Genomic DNA, 18,835 nt, shown 5'->3' on the forward strand with positions numbered 1-18,835 from the left:
TCATCCCTTCACGCCGCCGGCCGTGAGACCGGAGATGATCTTGCGCTGGAAGATGAGGACGAGGACGATCAGGGGCACCGTCACGATGACCGAGGCGGCCATGATCGTGCCCCAGGGGATCTCCTGTTCGGAGGCGCCCGAGAGGAGTGCGATCGCCACCGGCACGGTGCGGGTCGAATTGTTGGAGACGAAGGTCAGCGCGAACAGGAACTCGTTCCAGGCGGCGATGAAGGCGAGCAGGCCCGTCGTCACCAGCGCCGGCCACATCAGCGGCAGGAAGACCCGGACGACGATGGTGAAGGGCGAGGCGCCGTCGACGATCGCCGCCTCCTCGATCTCGACCGGCAGGTCCCGCATGAAGGTCGTCAACACCCAGACGGTGAACGGCAGGGTGAAGATCATATAGGCGAAGATCAGCGAGAACAGCGTGTTATAGACGCCGGCCCAGCGGACCATCTCGAACAGGCCGGCGAGGACCGCGATCTGCGGGAACATCGAGACGGCGAGGATGGTCAGGAGGAGAAGGCCACGCCCGGCGAAGTTGATCCGCGACAAAGCATAGGCTGCCGTCACCGCCAGGAACAGTGAGATCGCCACGACCACGACGGCGACGATCACCGAATTGAGGATGTTCGTCGGAAAGACGCCGTTGGTGAGGACGCCCTCGTAATTCGCCAGCGAGAAGTCGACCGGCAGGTAGTTCACCCGGAACAGCGCCGTGCCGGACTTCAGGCTGGTCAGGATGGCGTAGTAGAAGGGGAAGACCGAGAACAGGACGATGAGGACGACGAGGGCATAAAAGCCGGTGCGCTTGACTGCGTAAGGCATCACTTCCCCCTGCCGCCGAGATCGAGCCGGGCGATCTTGATGTAGAACAGCGTGATGAAGGCGATCACCAGGAACAGAAGCGTCGAGGCGGCCGAGCCATAGGCGAACTTGTCGAACTGGAAGAGGTTTTCCTGGGCGAAGACCGACATCGATTTCGTCTGGGTGTTGTTCGGCGTCAGAACGTAGATCAGGTCGAAGACCCTGAGCGCATCCAGCGCCCTGAAGATCACCGCGACGAGGATCGCCGGGCGGATCAGCGGCAGCGTCACCTTCCAGAACACCTTGACCGGATGGATGCCGTCGATCTTCGCCGCCTCGTAGACGTCGCCCGGCACCATCTGCAGGCCGGCCAGGATGAGCAACGCCATGAACGGCGTCGTCTTCCACACGTCGACGATGATCACCGCCCACATCGCCGTATCGGGGCTCGCCGTCCAGGCGACGGGCGAGGAGATGATGCCGACCCCCACCAGCATGTCGTTGAGGATGCCGAACTGGTCGTTCATCATCCAGGCCCACATCTTGGCCGAGACGATGGTCGGGATCGCCCAGGGGATGAGGACGGCGGCGCGGACGAAGGCGCGGCCCTTGAACTCGGCATTGAGGACGAGGGCGAAGACGAGGCCGAGCACCGTCTCGATCGCCACGGAGATCACCGAATAATAGACGGTGTTGTAGACGGCGTTCCACCACTGCGGATCGAACAGGAGGCCGAAATACTCGCCCTCCCCGTCGCCGTAGTCGACATATTCCCAGTAGTTGCGCAAACCAACGAACTCGGCGCCTTCGAGATCGGAGAGGCTGGCGTTGGTGAGCGAGAACCAGATGGTCTTCAGGAGCGGCCAGCCGGCGACGAGGGCGAGCACCAGGAGCATCGGTGCGAGGAACAGCCAGGCCGACCTCAGGCGCTGGCGGGACAGATCGGAACGTGGCCGCGCGCCGGCCCGCTCGGTTTCAAGCGACTTTTCGGTCGGCGGCACGCCCGCCTGAACGTTGGCCATGATCTCCTCCCCGTCCGATGCCGCGGTCGCGCCGGCCTGCCGGCTTCTCCGGTCTTGAGGCTATCGCGATCGCTTCATGCGCCGTCGGCCGGACGCCCTCCTGTCGCCGACGCCGAGTGGCGAGGCGCGGGACCTCTTGCGAGACCCCGCAGCCTCAGGCGGGGATCACTCCCAAGCGCTGCGCTTCAGCCGGCGCAGTCGCTTTTCCAGCTGGTCGAGATTGTCGGCGGCCGAGCCGCGCCCGGACAGCGTCTCGTTGACGGCGGTCCAGAACTCCTTGGAGACCTCGTTGTACTGCTTCTTCGTCGCCGCCGAGGGCCGCGGCACGGCATTCTCGACGACATCGCCCCAGGAAGCCACGATCGGCTGCGCCTTGGCGATCTCCGGATCTTCGTAGAGCGAGGGAATGGTCGGGAGGCGCGAGGAGTTCATCGCCCGCTCCTTCTGGGCCGCCTCCGAGCCGAGAAACTTGACGAGTTCGATCGCCGCTTCCTGGTGCTGGGAATATTTCGACACGGCGAGGTTCCAGCCACCCAGGCAGGCTGCCGACTGGCCGCCCTCGCCCGCCGGCAGCGGCGTGACGTCGAACTTGCCCTTCACGGCGCTGTCATCGCCGGCCGACAGGGCATAGGCATAGGGCCAGTTGCGCATGAAGACGGCGTTGCCCGTCTGCCAGACGCCCCGGGCCTCTTCCTCCTTGTAGGAGAGAACACCTTCCGGCGCGATTGTGCCGACCCAGCCCTTGGCCATGTCGATGGCCGCAGCGGCCTTCTCGTTGTTGATGGTGATCTCGCCATCCGGCGAGACGATCTGGCCGCCGCCGTTGGAGGCGACCCATTCGAGCCCGTCGCAGGTCAGGCCCTCATAGGGCGCGCCCTGGAAAACGAAGCCGTTCATCTGGGCATTGCCGGCCTCACGCTCCTTGTCCTGGATCTCCTTGGCGATCTCGGTCAGCTCGGCCCAGGTCTTCGGCGGCTCCTTGCCGTATTTCTCCAGAAGATCGCTGCGATAATACAGGGCCGGCGCGTCGGTATACATCGGGAAGGCGACGAGCTTGCCGTCCACCGTCTGGGACTGGATGATCGACGGGTTGTGCTTGGGGATCTCGTCCTTCATCGCCTCGGAAAGGTCGACGAAGCTGGCGGCCAACTGCGGCGCCCAGATCACGTCGGTGCGATAGACGTCGACATCCGCGTTGCCGGCCGACAGCCAGAGCCGGTATTGGCCGAACTGGTCGGTCGTCGAAGCCGGCATTTCGACGAGCTTGACCGTGTGACCGGTCTCCTTCTCGAACGCGTCGAGCTGCATTCTCAGTTCGGAGATGTCCTTGCCGATCGAGCCGGCCACGAGCGCCAGCTCCTCGGCCTTGGCGGCACCGCCGGACATCAACGCGCTTGCGGCCACGGCGAGCGCCATGTTGCGGAACTTCATTCGACTTCCTCCCATCCTGGTCGTCGATGCGACACGCCGGCGCGTCTTTGCGACGTCTGAAGCCCGACGGCTCCACCACTCCCATGGCCGGCGCCGCGTCGCATCCCGTTGTTATGGAATGCTAGCCGAAGAAGAGGGAAAGGCAAGTTGTGCGGAGGAAGTTAGTTTACCGGCGGCGAGACGAGATCTGTGGTCTCGGCGCGCCTCGCGCAGGCAGGGCGCGCCGTCTCCGCCGGTCGAATCCGCATCGGCTGAGTTCCTCGATCGGAGCAAAAATGGCGGCTGAGACGCGGCGGGAAAAAGACCCGCGGCCGGACGCGGCAATCGATGTCGTGCCCCCCTTCAGACCGTCAGATGCTTGCGAACCTCCGGATCGTCGAGGCCCTCGGCCGGTCCTTCGAAAACGATCTCGCCACGGTCCATGATGTAGACCTTGTCGGCAAGTTCGCGGCAGAAATCGAGATACTGCTCGACGAGAAGGATCGCGAGGCCCGCCTCGGCCTTCAGGAAGCGGATCGCCCGGCCGATGTCCTTGATGATCGAAGGCTGGATGCCCTCGGTCGGCTCGTCGAGGACGAGAAGCTGCGGGCGCGTCACCAGCGCGCGGCCGATCGCCAATTGTTGCTGCTGGCCGCCTGACAGATCGCCGCCTCGCCGGGAGAGCATGTCCTTCAGGACCGGGAAGAGCTCGAAGACATGGTCGGGGATCGACCGGTCCGCGCTCTTCAGCGGCGCGTAGCCTGTCTGCAGGTTCTCGCGGACGGTGAGCAGCGGGAAGATCTCGCGCCCCTGCGGCACGAAGCCGATGCCGCGACGTGCGCGGGTATAGGGCGCCTCGCGGCCGAGCGAATGGCCGTCGAGGCTGATCTCGCCGCGCCGGATCGGCTGCTGGCCGACGATGGCCCTCAACAGCGAGGTCTTGCCGACGCCGTTGCGCCCGAGGACGCAGGTGATCTCACCCTTCTCTGCGCCGAGCGAGACCTTCCGGAGAGCTTGGGCGGCACCGTAATAGAGATCGACGTTGGAGACGGTCAGCATGGGACACTCCCCTCCACGGTCGTCATTCTCGGGCCCCGTCCCGAGAATCCAGGGGCACCCGCCGCAACATCGGCCACTTCCGCCCCCTGCAGATGGAGCCAATGACGCCCGACGATCTCTGGATTCTCGGGACGGAGCCCGAGAATGACGAAGCGTTGGGGCTGGCGCCTCCGGCTTCTGCACCCCGGTTTTGCCGACCTCCTTCGCGAGCAGCTGGCTCGAAAGCTCTTTTCGGGTCGTGCGAATGCTTTAGGGACAAGCCTGAGGATGACGCCGCGGAGGGGGCCTTGCCCCGTCAACGCGACCGAAGGAGACAGCAACATCCTCATCGTCCCAGATACACCTCGATCACCTTCGGATCCGCCGAGACCTGGTCGAGCGGGCCTTCGGCGAGCACCGAGCCCTCGTGCAGGCAGGTGACCTTCACCCCGAGCGCGCGGACGAAATGCATGTCGTGTTCGACGACGACGACGGAGCGGGTCCGGGCGATGTCGCGCAACAGCCGCGCGGTCTCCTCGGTCTCGGCGTCGGTCATGCCGGCGACCGGCTCGTCGACGAGCAGGAGCTCGGGGTCCTGGGCGAGCAGCATGCCGATCTCCAGCCATTGCTTCTGCCCATGGCTGAGGCCCGCCGCGAGTGTTCGCCGCTTGGCGGTGAGCCGGGTCGTTTCAAGGATCGCTTCGATGCGCTCGCGCTCGGGCTCGTCCTTGCGGTGGAACAGTGCCTCGAGGACCGAGCGCGGGCCGGAGAGCGACAGGCGGATATTGTCCTCCACCGTATGGCTCTCGAAGACCGTCGGCTTCTGGAACTTGCGGCCGATGCCCATATTGGCGATCGCCGCCTCGTCGTGATGGGTGAGGTCGACATCGCCGTTGAAATAGACCTCGCCGCGATCGGGCCGGGTCTTGCCGGTGATGATGTCCATCATCGTCGTCTTGCCGGCGCCGTTCGGCCCGATGATCGCGCGCATCTCGCCCTTCTCGACGACGATGGAGAGATTGTTGATCGCCTTGAAGCCGTCGAAGCTCTTGGTCACGCCGGACAGGTACAGCAGCGTGTCGCGGCGCGCCCGGCCATGCGACTGCTCTTCAAGGAGCCGAGCCCGCTCGGTGGCGTAGGGATGCGGCGAGACGCGGATCGGCTCGGGCTTGGCGGCGTCCGCGGCGGGAGCGGCCGGCGCCGGCGTGATCATTGCGGGCGGCGTCTCCGCCCCGCCCTGTGCTTGGGTCAGCGCCCGTGCCTGCTTTTCCGCTTCCAGCGTCATCGCCGCCTTCTCTTCCATCACGCTCATTCCGCCGGATTGGGAACCGCGGCCGGATCGTCATCCACCACCTCGCCGCTCTCGCTTTCGCGCGAACGCCTGCGGGCGCGCCAGGCGTCCCAGCCATGGTCGATCGTGCCGACGATACCGCGCGGCAGGAACAGCGTGACGAAGACGAACAGGCCGCCGAGCACGAACAGCCAGAACTCCGGCGCGACCGCGGTGAAGACGCTCTTGCCGTAATTGACGATCAGCGCGCCGATGACCGGACCGAGCAGCGTGCCCCGGCCGCCGACCGCCGCCCAGACGACGATCTCGATGGAATTGACCGGCGCGAACTCGCCGGGATTGATGATGCCGACCTGCGGCACGTAGAGCGCGCCGGCGATTCCCGCCATCACCGCCGAGACGGTGAAGGCGAAGAGCTTCACATATTCCGGCCGCCAGCCGATGAAGCGCGTCCGGCTCTCGGCGTCTCTCACGGCGATCATCAGCTTGCCGAGCTTCGACCGGGTGATCCAGCCGACGAGCAGGACGCCGAGAGCAAGCGCGATGCAGCTCGCCGCAAACAGGCCCGCGCGGGTGGAATCCACCTGGATCGGGAAGCCGAGAATGTCCTTGAAATCGGTCAGACCGTTATTGCCGCCGAAGCCCATGTCATTGCGGAAGAAGGCGAGCAGCAGCGCATAGGTCATGGCCTGGGTGATGATCGACAGATAGACGCCGGTGACGCGCGAGCGGAATGCGAAGAAGCCGAAGACGAAGCCGAGCAGGCCGGGGACGACGAGCACCATCAGCGCCGCGAACCAGAACTGGTCGAAGCCGGTCCAGTACCAGGGCAGTTCCTTCCAGTTGAGGAAGACCATGAAGTCCGGCAGGACCGGATTGCCATAGACCCCGCGCGAGCCGATCTGGCGCATGAGATACATGCCCATGGCATAGCCGCCGAGCGCGAAGAAGGCGCCATGGCCGAGCGAGAGGATTCCCACATAGCCCCAGACGAGGTCGAGCGCGAGCGCGAGCAGCGCGTAGCAGACATATTTGCCGAAGAGCGGCACCAGATAGGACGGCACGTGGAACGCGCTCGTGGGCGGCAGGACGAGATTGGCGACCGGGATCAGGACCGCCGCCGCGATCAGCGCCGCGACGAGGAGCCAGACGCGGGGTCCGAGGAAGCGCGCGAGGATCATGCGTCGACGAACCTTCCCTTTTGGGCGAAGAGGCCGCGCGGACGCTTCTGGATGAACAGGATGATCAGGACGAGCACGACGATCTTGCCCAGCACCGCCCCCGCATAGGGCTCGAGGAATTTGTTGACGACGCCGAGCGTCATCGCGCCGACCAGCGTGCCCCAGAGATTGCCGACCCCGCCGAAGACGACGACCATGAAGCTATCGATGATGTAGCCCTGGCCGAGATTGGGCGAGACATTGTCGATCTGGCTGAGCGCGACGCCGGCGATCCCGGCGATGCCGGAGCCCAGCGCGAAGGTCATCGCGTCGACCCAGGGCGTGCGGATGCCCATGGCCGAAGCCATCTTGCGGTTCTGCGTGACGGCGCGCATCTGCAGGCCGAGCGGCGTCTTGTTGAGGACGAGGAGGAGCGCCGCGAAGACGATCAGCGCGAAGACGATGATCCACATCCGGTTCCAGGTGACCGACATCAGCCCGATGTCGAAGGCGCCGGACATCCAGTCGGGATTGCCGACCTGGCGGTTGGATGGCCCGAAGATCGTGCGCACCGCCTGCTGCAGGATCAGCGACACGCCGAAGGTGGCGAGCAGGGTCTCCAGCGGCCGGCCGTAGAGGAAGCGGATGATGCCGCGCTCCATGATCAGCCCGACGAGGGCCGAGACGAGGAAGGCGAGCGGCAGGGCGATCGCCAGCGACCAGCCGAACAGGCCCGGCACATTGTTGCGGATCGTCTCCTGGACGAAGAAGGTCGTATAGGCGCCGAGCATCACCATTTCGCCATGCGCCATGTTGATGACGCCCATCACGCCGAAGGTGATGGCGAGGCCGATCGCGGCGAGAAGCAGGACAGAGCCGAGCGAGAGCCCGTACCAGACGTTCTGGAAGACGTCCCACATCGCGATCGTGTTCTCGATGGAGACCACGGCGGCTTGCGCCGCCTGGCGCGTCGCCGGATCCTCGGTCGCGGCGGCGAGCCCGCGTACCATCGACAGGGTTTCGCGATCGGCCTTGGCGGACAGTGTCTTCACCGCCTCGCTCTTCTCGGCGGCCGGCCGGCCGGACTTCAGGACCGCCGCGGCCCGCGCCTGTTCGAGCCGTGCCTTGATCGACGGGGCGGTCTCGTCGGCGACCGCCTGGTCGAGGATCTCGATCTGCTCGGAAGTCGCGTTCGAGAACATCGTGTTCGCGGCGGCCATGCGCTTGGCAGGGTCGGGAGACCTGAGGGTGAGCGTGCCGAGCGCGTCGGTGACCGCGCGGCGGATCGAGTTCTTGACGCGGACCTTGGCATAGTTGCCGGAGGCGCCTTCGGCGACCTTCTCGCCGGTGATCGGGTCGAAGAGCTCGATCGTGCCGCGGCCCTTGCCGATGAAGACCCGGTTGTTCGACTTGGCGTAGACGAGGTCGCCGTCGGAGAGCGCGTTCAGCGCCCGGGCTACCTTGGGATCGCCGGTCGCCGCGAGTTCCTTCACTGTGGCCTCGACGTCGTCGAACGAGGCCTTGCCACCGAATTTCTGGATGATCGCCGCGGGATCTTGATCCTGCGCAGCGGCCGCGAGCGGGATCACGAGAAGGATCAGGAAGCAGCAGACAAGCCTGCGCGCCAGTCGGATCATGCGAGGAACTTACCCGTTCGAGGAGCAGGGTCGCGGGGCGGCAGACGCCGCCCCGCTCGGGATCGTCTTGGGAGGAAGACGAGCCTTAGTTGGCGGCCGCGGCCGTTTCGCCCGCGCCACCGCATTTGCCGGTATCGGTGTTGAAATTGCCGCAGGACATGGGTGCCCGCCAGTCCGAGATGAGCGGCTTCGATTCCGGCAGATAGTCGGACCAGGCGTCGCCGGGGACGAGGCCGGGGGTCTGCCAGACGACCTGGAACTGGCCGTCGTCCTGGATTTCGCCGATGAACACCGGCTTGGTGATGTGGTGGTTCGGCATCATGGCGGAATAGCCGCCCGTGAGGTTCGGCACGGCGACGCCGACCATGGCGTCGATGACCTTGTCGGGGTCGGTGGTGCCGGCCTTCTCGACCGCCTTCACCCACATGTTGAAGCCGATATAGTGGGCTTCCATCGGGTCGTTGGTGACGCGCTTGTCGTCGCCGATGAACGTCTTCCACTTCGAGATGAAGTCGTTGTTCTCAGACGTGTCGATCGATTCGAAATAGTTCCAGGCGGCGAGATGGCCGACCAGCGGGCCGGTGTCGATGCCGGCGAGTTCCTCCTCGCCGACCGAGAAGGCGACGACCGGGATATCCTCGGCGGCGACGCCCTGATTGGCGAGTTCCTTGTAGAACGGCACGTTTGCGTCGCCGTTGACGGTCGAGACGACCGCCGTCTTCTTGCCGGCGGACCCGAAGTCCTTGATCGCCGAGACCTCGGTCTGCCAGTCAGAGAAGCCGAACGGGGTGTAGTTGATCTTGATGTCCTCGGCGGCGACGCCCTTCGCCTTCAGATATGCTTCCAGGATCTTGTTGGTCGTGCGCGGATAGACGTAGTCGGTGCCTTCCAGCACCCAGCGCTCGACGCCCTCGTTCATCAGATAGTCGACCGCCGGAATCGCCTGCTGGTTCGGCGCAGCACCGGTATAGAAGACGTTGCGCTCGGATTCCTCGCCCTCGTACTGGACCGGATAGAAGAGGATCGAGTCGAGTTCCTTGAAGACCGGCAGGACCGACTTGCGCGAGACCGAGGTCCAGCAGCCGAACACGGCGGCGACCTTGTCCTGGCTGATCAGTTCGCGGGCCTTTTCGGCGAAGAGCGGCCAGTCGGAGGCAGGATCGACCACGACCGGCTCGAGCTTGCGGCCGAGCAGGCCACCCTTTTTGTTCTGCTCGTCGATGAGCATCAGCATGGCGTCCTTGAGGGTCGTCTCGGAGATCGCCATGGTGCCGGACAACGAATGCAGGATGCCGACCTTGATCGGGTCGCCGCTGAACTGCTGCGCATCGGCGGCTCCGACGCCTGTCGCTGCGAGCACGGCCGCAGCCGTCATGCCTTGCAACCACTTCACGGGTGATCTCATGCGCTCTCTCCAGTCGTTGCGTCCCGCTCTCGGGGCGGGCCCGCAGCTACCGGAGCAAACCGTGTGCCAGAGCGGCTCCCGCTTCGCAATTCCGTTGCGTCAAGGAGAGAAGTGCCGAAACTGTGGGCGATTGCGGCAGTGCTGGAGCGAAAGTTCGGATGCACAAGCCGCAGGCAGCTGGGCCGGAATAGGACCGTACCTGCCTAAACATCATGCAGTCGCTCAATCGAAAGGCAGCACGCGCCCCCGATAAGGCGTCAATCCGCCTCGCGGATGACCTCCACCGCCATCTTGGCGAGGAGCGGCACGCTTCGAGCGTAGAGCTTGGCCTGGTCCGGGTTGGACGCGTTGCCCTCGACATAGCGCATGAAGACGCCCTGCAGGATCGCGGCGAGCCGGAAGAAGGAGAACGCAAGATAGAAGGGCCAGTCGTCGATGCCCTTCAGCCCGCGCCGGTCGCAGTAGCGCGCGACATATTGCGCCTCGGTCGGGATGCCGAGCGCCGTTCGGTCGAGCCCGCCGAGCCCCTTGAAGGCGCCGCGATGCGGCAGCCGCCACTGCATGCACTGATAGGCGAGATCTGCCAGGGGATGGCCGAGGGTCGACAGCTCCCAGTCGAGAACCGCGACAATCTCGGGCTGGTCGCGGCCGAAGATGAGGTTGTCCATCCGGAAGTCGCCATGGACGATGGCGGTCTCTCCGTCGCCGGAGGGCAGGTTGTGCTCCAGCCAGTCGGCCAGGAAGTCCATGTCCTCGAGCGGCTCCGGCCGCGACTGGCGGTACTGCTCGGCCCAGCGCAGGACCTGGCGGGCGAAATAGCTGCCCGGCCGGCCGAAGTCGCCGAGGCCGACCGCGCCGAAGTCGACCGAGTGGAGGTCCGCGAGGACCGTGTTCATCGCGTCGTAGATCGACGTGCGGACGGCGTTCTCGGCGGCATCCGGCAGCGCCGGGTCCCAGAAGATCCGGCCGTCCACATGCTCCATCACGAAGAACATCCGCCCGATCGGCGAATCCGTCTCGGGTGCGAGATGGAGAACCCGCGGCACGGGAACCGGCGTTCCGGCAAGGGCCCGCATGACGCGGAATTCGCGGTCGACCTGATGGGCGGACTTAAGAAGCTTGCCGGACGGCTTGGCCCGCAGGACATAGGTGCCGCTTTCGGCATCGAGGCGATAGGTCGGGTTCGACTGGCCGGCCTCGAACTTGACGATCTGCTTCAGCCCGTGGAAGCCCTGGATCGCGCCTTCGAGATAGGATCCGAGGGTCGCTGGGTCGATCGGATCGGCCGCCTCGCTCATGCCCGTGCCGCCCCATGCCTGTCGCCGGGCCGGAGCGCTCCGAAGGCGCCGATAAGCCGATAAGGCCCCGACGACCGGCTCATGCCGGCGGCTCCATGAGCGTGAGCGTGATCCACTCGGCGGTCAGAGCAGGCTTGGCGGCATCCTTGATCTCGACGGCGGCGTCCCAAGAGGTCTGGACGCTGACAGCCCGCTCGGTGAGCCCGATCATGCGGAAGCGTCCGCGAACCATCGCCCCCGAGCGGACCGGACTGAGGAAGCGGACCCGCTCGAAACCGTAATTGATGCCCATCCGCGCGCCCTCGATCCCCGGCAGGGCATCGTAGGCGAGCGTCGACAGGAGCGACAGCGTCAGGAAGCCGTGTGCGATCGTCCCGCCATAGGGCGTCTCGGCCCTCGCCCGCTCGGGATCGACATGGATGAACTGGTGGTCATGGGTGGCGACCGCGAACCGGTCGATCATCGTCTGGTCGACCGTCAGCCATTCGGAGAGGAAGGCCTCGCCGTCCCGGTGGGCGCGATATTCCTCGATCGGAATCAGCCGCTCGCGCAGCAGCGCCTCCGTCTCGGCCACCGATGTCAGCCCCATCATCCCTCTCCGAAGAGTTCAGGTCCCGTCTCCACAGAGATCCCGCCGTCGATCGGCAGGACCGCTCCGGTGATATATGCGCCGCCACGGCCGCAAAGAAACAGGGTGGCTCCCGCAATGTCGTCCGGTGCGCCGATCCGGCCGAGCGGGACGCGCCGGCCCACCGCCTCCGCCTGCGTTTCGCTGGCAGTGGCAAAGGCCGTCATCTTCGACTGGAAGGGACCCGGCGCGAAGGCGTTGACGGTGATGTGCCGGGGCGCGAGTTCCTTGGCGAGGGCGCGCGTCAGATGGTGTACGGCCGCCTTGGAAGCGGCGTAGGAATAGACCCGTTCGGCCATCGGGACCGCCCCCATGACGGATCCGAGATTGAGGATCCGCCCGGGATTGTCGGCGGTGGCGCTTGCCTCGATCAGCGGCAGGAGCTGCTGGGTCAGCGCGAAGAGGCCGGTGACGTTGACGGAGAGGACGCGGTCCCAAGCCTGATACGGGAACTCCTCCAGCGGCGCGCCCCAGGAGACGCCGGCATTGTTGACGAGGATGTCGAGCCGGTCGGTACGCTCGTCTACGGCCGAGCCGAGCGCCGCGATTCCCGCTTCGGATGCGACGTCGCCGGAAAAGCCCTCCACCCGGCCGGGAAGACCCTCGGCATTGATTTCCGCGGCAGCCGCCTCGCAGGCCTCGCCCTTGCGCGATGCGATCAGCACGCGGGCCCCCGCCCCGGCCAACGCAGCGGCGATCATCCGGCCGATGCCGGATGCGCCGCCGGTGACGAGCGCCGTCTTGCCGTTCAGGGCGAACAGGCGATCGATGATGGTATCGGTCATGCGAAACCTCCCGAGGCGACGAAGCGCCATAGTGCGGTGCCGCATGTGGCCCGTGGCGACGCAGCGGCAAAACGCGTTGACACTTTCCTGCCATGTATGGGCAACTGTGTCATGAGCACGCGGACCCGTGACGGCAGCAGGAAACCCCCGGCCGGTCGCCCTTCGAGGGAGCGGGCGGCCAATCAGGCGGGCGCGACTACGGCAGCCGGCCGCAAGCCGCGCAGCGAACGGGACTTCGCCGGGATCCGGGCGAGCCGCTCGGACGCAGACGCCTCGCGTCCGCGCATCCTTTCCGCAGCCGCTGCGCTGTTTGCCGAATGCGGCTTCGCCGCCGCCTCGATCGATCAGGTCGGCAGCCGGCTCGGAACCACCAAGGGCTTCGTCTACCATCACTACCGCTCCAAGGGCGAACTCTACCTCGACGTCTGCGGCGAGGCGCTGCGCGAGCTGGAGGCAGTCGTCCTGCCGGCGCTTCGCGCGCCGGAACGGGCGATCACGCGACTGCGCCGCATGGCCGTGAGCCATGCCGGGGACGTCTTCGCCCGCCTCTCCTTTCACAAGGTCCTGGCAGAGGCCGTCTCCGGCCGCATGGACGGGGTCGTCTCGGACGTCGAGCTCGGCGCAGGGGAGGAGCCGCTCGCCGCGATGGTCCTCCAACGGGAAGCCTACGACGCGCGGTTTGCCACGGTGATCGCGGAGGCGGCCGGCGAGCGCGACCTGCCGGCGGGCCGGGACACGACCATGCTCGGCAGAGCCTTCGTGTCGGTGCTGGACGGCCCCGTGCGATGGCCGCACAAGACGCGGTCGGAGATCGCCGGCCGGCACGCATTGATCGCGCGCCAGCTTGCCTATTTCGCGATGAGGGGCGCGGGGGCCTCCGACTACACGCTATCGGAGGAGTTCGCGCAGTGACCGGCATGGATCTCGGAATGACGGAGCGGCTGAAGCCGATCCACGCGGCCGTTCGCGACATGGTGCAGAGCGAGATCGCGCCGGCGAGCGAGGAATTCCTGGCCGAAGTGCCGAAGGAAGGCCGCTGGCGCTATACCGCACGGCAGACGGAGATCCTAGACGGCCTGAAGGCGAAGGCGCGCGAACGCGGGCTGTGGAACTTCTGGCTGACCGATTCGGCGCGCGGCTGCGGCCTTTCCACCGTCGAATACGCCTATCTGGCCGAGGAGATGGGCAAGGCGCATCTCGGCGCCGAGACCTTCAACTGCTCGGCGCCCGACACCGGCAACATGGAGGTGCTGGAACGCTTCTGCACGCCGGAGCAGCAGGCGCCCTGGCTGCCGCGCCTGCTGGCCGGCGAGATCCGCTCCGCCTATCTGATGACCGAGCCGGACGTCGCCTCCTCGGATGCCGGCAACATCGCGATGCGCTGTGTCGCCGATGGCGACGACTATGTCCTCGACGGCGAGAAGTGGTGGTCGTCCGGCGCCGGCGACCCGCGCTGCGAGATCTACATCGTCATGGCGAAGACCGCCGGCGACGACGCGCCCAAGCACCAGCGCCATTCGATGCTTCTCGTTCCGGCGGCAACGCCCGGCATCGAGGTTCTCCGGGCGATGACCGTCTTCGGGGACGACGACGCGCCGCACGGCCACATGCATATCCGCTTCACCGACGTGCGGGTGCCGAAATCGGCGATGATCCTCGGCGAGGGCCGCGGCTTCGAGATCGCGCAGGGACGGCTCGGCCCCGGCCGCATCCACCACTGCATGCGCGCCATAGGCCAGGCGGAGGCCGCGCTCGAACTGATGTGCCGCCGGGCGCTCGGCCGCGAGGCCTTCGGCAGGAAGCTCGCCGAACTCGGCGCCAATTACGACATCATCGCCGACTGCCGCGCCGAGATCGAGATGGCCCGGCTCCTGTGCCTGAAGGCGGCCTTCATGATGGACCAGGGCGACATGCGCGCCGCCGCGCCCTGGATCAGCCAGATCAAGGTGGTGGCCCCCAAGGTGGCGCTGAAGGTCTGCGACGAGGCGATCCAGATGCATGGCGCCGGCGGCATCAGCCAGGACCAGCCCCTCGCCCGGCTCTGGACGCATCTGAGAACACTGCGCCTCGTCGACGGGCCGGACGCGGTGCATCGTCGCCAGGTGGCCCGCTGGGAATTGCGCAAATACACCAATGAGCGGGTCTGACCGGTGGCAGAGGACGGCAGACGAGGGTTCGAGGCGGGCAAATGGCTGAACGAGCCCGCGGAATGGTCGCTGGCGGACGAGACGCTAAACGTCGTCACCGACCACGGCTCGGACTTCTGGCGCGAGACCCATTACGGCTTCGTACGCGACAGCGGCCATTTTTTCGGCGTTGACGTGCCGGGCGACTTCACCGCGCAGGTGCGGGTTCGCGGCGCGTTCGAGGCGCTCTACGACCAGGCCGGCCTGATGGTCCGGCTGGATCCGGAGCGCTGGCTGAAAGCGGGGATCGAATGGACCGACGGCGCCCCCAATATCGGCAGCGTCCTCACCCTCGGCCGGTCGGACTGGGCGGCGAGCCCGTTTTCCGGCGATTCCGGCGACTTCCGGCTCCGGCTGACCGTTTCGGCCGGCGTGTTGCGACTGCAGGTGTCGGAGGATGGCGCCCGCTGGCCGCTCCTGCGGCTCTGTCCGTTTCCGGCGGCAGCAAGCTATCGCGTCGGACCGATGTGCTGTACCCCCGAACGCGCCGGGCTCAAGCTGCGTTTTTCCGAATTTTCGGTCGGACCGCCGCTCGGCAAGGATCTGCACGATCTCGGCTGAGGCCGGCGGGCGCCAAGCAGGAGACCCGATATCCATGAAAGCCGTCCTCTGCGAGGCCTACGGCCCGATCGCCGATCTCGCCCTGCGCGAAATGCCGGACCCTGAAGCGACCGGCGATGCGGTGGTGATCCGAACGGAAGCGATCGGCGTCAACTATCCCGACGGCCTCCTCGTCCAGGGTCTTTACCAGGCGAAGCCCAACCTGCCCTTCGTCCCCGGCATGGAGGCGGCCGGCGAAGTGACCGCCGTCGGGCCTGAGGTCACGCGCTTTTCTCCGGGCGATCGGGTCGTCGCCCTTCTCGACCACGGCGGCTATGCCGAACGCGTCGCGGCGCCGGAGCGTGCCGTGATGGCGCTGCCGGAAGGGCTCGATGCCGGCGAGGCCTGCGCCCTCCTCTGCGCCTACGGCACGGCCCATTATGCGCTGAAGCAGCGCGCTGAGCTCAAGCCCGGAGAGACGGTGCTGGTGCTCGGCGCCGCCGGCTCGACCGGGCTTGCCGCCTGCCAGATCGCCAACGCGATGGGCGCAAGGGTTATCGGCGTCGCCTCGAGCGAGGAGAAGCAGGGGCTTGCCGTCGCCCAAGGCGCTGACGTTGCGATCGGCTACGAGGACCTGCGCGAGGACATCAGGCGCCTCACCGACGGCAAGGGCATCGATGTCGCATTCGACCCGGTCGGCGGCGAGGCCTTCGATGCGGTGTCGCGAGGCATGGCCTGGGGCGGGCGCCTGCTCGTGATCGGCTTTGCGTCCGGCACGATCCCCAAGCTCGCGGCAAACCTTGCCCTGGTGAAGGGATACAGCCTCGTCGGCGTCTTCTGGGGCGCCTTCACGCGGCGCGAACCCGAAGTCTTCGCCGCGAACATGGAGGAGTTGTTCGCTTGGGCAGGCGAAGGTGTCGTCACGCCCGAGATCAGCGAGCGCGTGCCTCTGGCCGAGGCGGCGGACGTCCTCGCCCGCATCCACGCTCGCACAACCACGGGCAAGATCGTGCTCGTGCCGTAAGGGAGCCGGTTCCGGCTTCGCCCGTCGGCCAGAGGCTTGCCCGGCAATCGTCGCAGCCTCTAACTGTTCGGCATGCCCACGACGCCGGCATATGCGACGAATCGAGCGAAACGGAGCTGAGACATGTCCGACGAACCGGCGCTCGCGGATTTCCCGAAGCGATCGACCGACAAGCTGCGCTTTTCGGACACGGACCGGCAGGGACATGTCAACAATGCCGTCTTCGCGACCTTTCTGGAGACCGGGCGGGTCGAGATCCTCTACGATTCTGGCAGTCCGATCGCCGCGGAAGCCGGCGAGTTCGTAATCGCGCGGCTCGGGCTCGAATTTCGCGCCGAGATCCGCTGGCCGGGCAGCGTGACGATCGGAACGCGGGTCGCCGCCGTCGGGCGCTCCTCGGTGACGCTCAGCCAGGCGATCTTCCAGGACGGCCGCTGCGCAGCTCTTGCCGAAACCGTCATCGTCCAGATCGACCGGCAGAGCCGCCGCGCACTCGCGCTGTCGCCGCAGGCCGCCGAACGGCTGCGGGGCCTGATGGGCTGAGCGTGGATCGGACCAGCGGCGATGAGCCCGATCTCCCCCAGGCTGAAGGACTTTCTCCGTCGCAACAAGGAGCGCCGCCGCCGCGAGAGCGAGCTCTAAAGAGTGCCCGGCGAAGGGTGATCCGACATCCCTCAGTGAGGCCAAAGGAGAGCGCCGCCGCTCTCGCAGCGCAAAAACTGCGCCTCCGGCGGTTTCTGTTTCGGACCGGCTTCTATATCCAAGGACAGGATTTTCCGACGGGAAACGAATTTCAATCCTTTATTCGAACGAGGAGGACATATGTGCGGAATATGCGGTGAAATCCGTTTCGACGGGCGCGGGGCCTCGCCAGAGCGGCTTCAACGCATGGGCGACTGCCTCGCCCGCCGCGGACCGGACGGGGCTGGCCAGATCGTGCGCGGGCGGGTCGGCCTCGGCCACCGCCGGCTGAAGATCATCGACCTCTCGGAGAAGGCTGCGCAGCCCATGGAGGACCCGGAACTAGGTCTCACCATCGCCTTCAACGGCTGCATCTACAATTACCCGGAGCTGCGCAAGGAGCTGGAGGGCAAGGGCTACCGCTTCTTCTCGACCGGCGACACCGAGGTCATCCTCAAGGCCTATCACGCCTTCGGCCGCGACTGCGTCAAGCGCTTCCACGGCATGTTCGCCTTCGCGATCCACGAGCGCGATTCCGGCCGCGTTATGCTGGCGCGCGACCGGTTCGGCATCAAGCCGCTCTATCTCTCGCTAAATACCGAGCGCCTCTATGTCGCGTCGTCGCTGCCGGCGATCCTGTCGACCGGCGATGTCGACCGCACGATCGATCGCGAAGCGCTGCACCACTACATGACCTTCCACGCGGTCGTCCCGCCGCCGCTGACGATCATCAAGGGCGTGCGGAAGCTGCCGCCCGCGACCACGAGGATGATCGAGCCGGACGGCTCCTTCGACGATCAGGTCTATTGGGCGCCGGACTTCTCGCCGCGTCCCGGCGACGAAAAACTCTCGCCCGACGACTGGCGCGACAAGGTGCTGGAGGCGCTGAAGCTCGCCGTCGACCGGCGCATGGTCGCCGACGTCCCGGTCGGAGTGCTCCTTTCCGGCGGTGTCGATTCCTCGCTGATCGTCGGCCTTCTCGCCGAGGCCGGACAGAAGGACCTCAACACCTTCTCGATCGGCTTCGAGGACGCCAATGGCGAGGTCGGCAACGAGTTCGAGTTCTCCGATCTCATCGCCAAGCACTACGGCACCGAGCACCACAAGATCTTCGTCCCCGGCTCGGAACTTATGGAGCATCTGCCGGGCACGATCGCGGCGATGTCGGAGCCGATGGTCTCCTATGACAATGTCGGCTTCTACCTGTTGTCGCGCGAGGTCTCCAAGCACATCAAGGTGGTGCAGTCAGGCCAGGGTGCCGACGAGATCTTCGGCGGCTATCACTGGTATCCGAAGATGGCCGGCGCCAACGATCCCCTCGCCGCCTACAGCCGGGCCTTCTTCGACCGTAGCCACGAGACGCTGAAGGGCCAGATCTCGCCGGAATGGATGAGCGAGGAGGATGTCAGCCGGAACTTCGTCGCGAACCACTTCGCCATGGCGGGCGCGACCGATCCTGTCGACAAGGCGCTGCGCGTCGATGCGCATGTCATGCTGGTCGACGATCCGGTGAAGCGCGTCGACAACATGACGATGGCCTGGGGCCTCGAAGCCCGGGTGCCCTTCCTCGACCACGAGCTGGTCGAGCTCGCGGCCCGCGTACCGGCGGCGGAGAAGCTGAAGCAGGAGGGCAAGGGCGTCCTCAAGGAGGTCGCCCGGCAGGTGGTTCCCTCGGAGGTGATCGACCGCAAGAAGGGTTACTTCCCCGTCCCGCAGCTGAAATACATCTCCGGTCCCTATCTCGACATGGTGAAGGACACGCTCGGCTCGCAGGCCGCGAGGGAAAGGCAGCTGTTCCAGCAGTCCTATCTGGACGAGCTCTTCGCCAATCCCGCCGAGCACATCACGCCCCTGCGCGGCTCCGAGCTCTGGCAGGTCGCGCTTCTGGAGATGTGGCTGCAGGAACAGGGAGTCTGAGCCGAT

The 18,835-nt window shown here is 66.3% G+C and carries 17 protein-coding genes; 6 read left to right on the plus strand and 11 right to left on the minus strand.

Features of this window, described 5'->3' with window-relative positions; translation table 11 throughout:
* The 11 genes from LH400_RS09290 to LH400_RS09340 all read right to left on the minus strand — a co-directional run bounded on the left by LH400_RS09290 (nucleotide 1) and on the right by LH400_RS09340 (nucleotide 12,481).
* Nucleotides 1–828, minus strand: coding sequence for a carbohydrate ABC transporter permease (locus LH400_RS09290; protein ID WP_229152391.1), 828 nt, complete (start codon nucleotides 826–828; stop codon nucleotides 1–3).
* Nucleotides 828–1,829 carry a carbohydrate ABC transporter permease gene (locus tag LH400_RS09295; protein WP_229152392.1) on the minus strand — a complete coding sequence of 334 codons (1,002 nt, stop codon included), beginning with the start codon at nucleotides 1,827–1,829 and terminating at the stop codon, nucleotides 828–830. Before LH400_RS09295 ends, LH400_RS09290 begins: the two co-directional genes overlap by 1 nt.
* Before the next feature lie 165 nt (nucleotides 1,830–1,994).
* Nucleotides 1,995–3,260: an ABC transporter substrate-binding protein gene (locus tag LH400_RS09300; protein ID WP_229152393.1), complete on the minus strand. Its 1,266-nt coding sequence runs from the start codon at nucleotides 3,258–3,260 to the stop codon at nucleotides 1,995–1,997.
* A 342-nt stretch (nucleotides 3,261–3,602) separates the two neighbouring features.
* Complete coding sequence (urtE, locus tag LH400_RS09305; RefSeq protein ID WP_229152394.1) at nucleotides 3,603–4,298, minus strand: urea ABC transporter ATP-binding subunit UrtE; 696 nt, start codon at nucleotides 4,296–4,298, stop codon at nucleotides 3,603–3,605.
* 325 nt (nucleotides 4,299–4,623) lie between these two features.
* Nucleotides 4,624–5,490: an urea ABC transporter ATP-binding protein UrtD gene (gene urtD / locus LH400_RS09310; RefSeq protein ID WP_229152435.1), complete on the minus strand. Its 867-nt coding sequence runs from the start codon at nucleotides 5,488–5,490 to the stop codon at nucleotides 4,624–4,626.
* Nucleotides 5,491–5,585: 95 nt separating this feature from the next.
* Nucleotides 5,586–6,749 carry an urea ABC transporter permease subunit UrtC gene (gene urtC, locus LH400_RS09315; RefSeq protein WP_229152395.1) on the minus strand — a complete coding sequence of 388 codons (1,164 nt, stop codon included), beginning with the start codon at nucleotides 6,747–6,749 and terminating at the stop codon, nucleotides 5,586–5,588.
* On the minus strand, nucleotides 6,746–8,365 hold the full coding sequence (gene urtB / locus LH400_RS09320) for an urea ABC transporter permease subunit UrtB (protein WP_229152396.1): 1,620 nt from the start codon (nucleotides 8,363–8,365) through the stop codon (nucleotides 6,746–6,748). Before urtB ends, urtC begins: the two co-directional genes overlap by 4 nt.
* An 85-nt stretch (nucleotides 8,366–8,450) precedes the next feature.
* A complete protein-coding gene (gene urtA, locus LH400_RS09325) occupies nucleotides 8,451–9,740 on the minus strand; it encodes an urea ABC transporter substrate-binding protein (RefSeq protein ID WP_229152397.1) in 1,290 nt (429 codons plus the stop codon).
* A gap of 287 nt (nucleotides 9,741–10,027) precedes the next feature.
* Nucleotides 10,028–11,068 (minus strand): phosphotransferase family protein, encoded by a 1,041-nt coding sequence (locus LH400_RS09330; RefSeq protein ID WP_229152398.1) that lies wholly within the window; start codon nucleotides 11,066–11,068, stop codon nucleotides 10,028–10,030.
* Between the two features lie 79 nt (nucleotides 11,069–11,147).
* Entirely contained in the window at nucleotides 11,148–11,657 is a 510-nt protein-coding gene (locus LH400_RS09335; protein WP_229152436.1) for a MaoC family dehydratase, read from the minus strand.
* Nucleotides 11,657–12,481, minus strand: coding sequence for an SDR family oxidoreductase (locus tag LH400_RS09340; RefSeq protein WP_229152399.1), 825 nt, complete (start codon nucleotides 12,479–12,481; stop codon nucleotides 11,657–11,659). Before LH400_RS09340 ends, LH400_RS09335 begins: the two co-directional genes overlap by 1 nt.
* Nucleotides 12,482–12,592: 111 nt before the next feature.
* Between LH400_RS09340 and LH400_RS09345 the strand changes: the two genes are divergently transcribed.
* From LH400_RS09345 to LH400_RS09370, 6 genes are all read left to right on the plus strand, one after another.
* The gene (locus tag LH400_RS09345) at nucleotides 12,593–13,393 is read left to right on the plus strand and encodes a TetR/AcrR family transcriptional regulator (protein ID WP_229152400.1); all 801 of its coding nucleotides are present in this window, start codon (nucleotides 12,593–12,595) and stop codon (nucleotides 13,391–13,393) included.
* Nucleotides 13,390–14,628: an acyl-CoA dehydrogenase family protein gene (locus LH400_RS09350; protein ID WP_229152401.1), complete on the plus strand. Its 1,239-nt coding sequence runs from the start codon at nucleotides 13,390–13,392 to the stop codon at nucleotides 14,626–14,628. Before LH400_RS09345 ends, LH400_RS09350 begins: the two co-directional genes overlap by 4 nt.
* 3 nt (nucleotides 14,629–14,631) lie before the next feature.
* The gene (locus LH400_RS09355) at nucleotides 14,632–15,228 is read left to right on the plus strand and encodes a DUF1349 domain-containing protein (RefSeq protein ID WP_229152402.1); all 597 of its coding nucleotides are present in this window, start codon (nucleotides 14,632–14,634) and stop codon (nucleotides 15,226–15,228) included.
* A 34-nt stretch (nucleotides 15,229–15,262) separates the two neighbouring features.
* A complete protein-coding gene (locus tag LH400_RS09360; protein WP_229152403.1) occupies nucleotides 15,263–16,231 on the plus strand; it encodes an NADPH:quinone oxidoreductase family protein in 969 nt (322 codons plus the stop codon).
* Between the two features lie 123 nt (nucleotides 16,232–16,354).
* Entirely contained in the window at nucleotides 16,355–16,774 is a 420-nt protein-coding gene (locus tag LH400_RS09365) for an acyl-CoA thioesterase (protein ID WP_229152404.1), read from the plus strand.
* 279 nt (nucleotides 16,775–17,053) lie between these two features.
* Nucleotides 17,054–18,829: an N-acetylglutaminylglutamine amidotransferase gene (locus LH400_RS09370; RefSeq protein WP_229152405.1), complete on the plus strand. Its 1,776-nt coding sequence runs from the start codon at nucleotides 17,054–17,056 to the stop codon at nucleotides 18,827–18,829.
* Nucleotides 18,830–18,835: the final 6 nt, after the last annotated feature.

The organism is Jiella soli, from assembly GCF_020615385.1.
In the GTDB taxonomy this organism is placed as follows: Bacteria; Pseudomonadota; Alphaproteobacteria; order Rhizobiales; family Rhizobiaceae; genus VKMB-3413.

What these genes read in the sequence shown, in the direction of transcription:
- LH400_RS09290 (WP_229152391.1), bottom strand. Translation starts at nt 828, where the DNA reads ATGCCTTACGCAGTCAAGCGCACCGGCTTTTATGCCCTCGTCGTCCTC.
- LH400_RS09295 (WP_229152392.1), bottom strand. Translation starts at nt 1,829, where the DNA reads ATGGCCAACGTTCAGGCGGGCGTGCCGCCGACCGAAAAGTCGCTTGAA.
- LH400_RS09300 (WP_229152393.1), bottom strand. Translation starts at nt 3,260, where the DNA reads ATGAAGTTCCGCAACATGGCGCTCGCCGTGGCCGCAAGCGCGTTGATG.
- urtE (WP_229152394.1), bottom strand. Translation starts at nt 4,298, where the DNA reads ATGCTGACCGTCTCCAACGTCGATCTCTATTACGGTGCCGCCCAAGCT.
- urtD (WP_229152435.1), bottom strand. Translation starts at nt 5,490, where the DNA reads ATGATCACGCCGGCGCCGGCCGCTCCCGCCGCGGACGCCGCCAAGCCC.
- urtC (WP_229152395.1), bottom strand. Translation starts at nt 6,749, where the DNA reads ATGATCCTCGCGCGCTTCCTCGGACCCCGCGTCTGGCTCCTCGTCGCG.
- urtB (WP_229152396.1), bottom strand. Translation starts at nt 8,365, where the DNA reads ATGATCCGACTGGCGCGCAGGCTTGTCTGCTGCTTCCTGATCCTTCTC.
- urtA (WP_229152397.1), bottom strand. Translation starts at nt 9,740, where the DNA reads ATGACGGCTGCGGCCGTGCTCGCAGCGACAGGCGTCGGAGCCGCCGAT.
- LH400_RS09330 (WP_229152398.1), bottom strand. Translation starts at nt 11,068, where the DNA reads ATGAGCGAGGCGGCCGATCCGATCGACCCAGCGACCCTCGGATCCTAT.
- LH400_RS09335 (WP_229152436.1), bottom strand. Translation starts at nt 11,657, where the DNA reads ATGGGGCTGACATCGGTGGCCGAGACGGAGGCGCTGCTGCGCGAGCGG.
- LH400_RS09340 (WP_229152399.1), bottom strand. Translation starts at nt 12,481, where the DNA reads ATGACCGATACCATCATCGATCGCCTGTTCGCCCTGAACGGCAAGACG.
- LH400_RS09345 (WP_229152400.1), top strand. Translation starts at nt 12,593, where the DNA reads ATGAGCACGCGGACCCGTGACGGCAGCAGGAAACCCCCGGCCGGTCGC.
- LH400_RS09360 (WP_229152403.1), top strand. Translation starts at nt 15,263, where the DNA reads ATGAAAGCCGTCCTCTGCGAGGCCTACGGCCCGATCGCCGATCTCGCC.
- LH400_RS09365 (WP_229152404.1), top strand. Translation starts at nt 16,355, where the DNA reads ATGTCCGACGAACCGGCGCTCGCGGATTTCCCGAAGCGATCGACCGAC.
- LH400_RS09370 (WP_229152405.1), top strand. Translation starts at nt 17,054, where the DNA reads ATGTGCGGAATATGCGGTGAAATCCGTTTCGACGGGCGCGGGGCCTCG.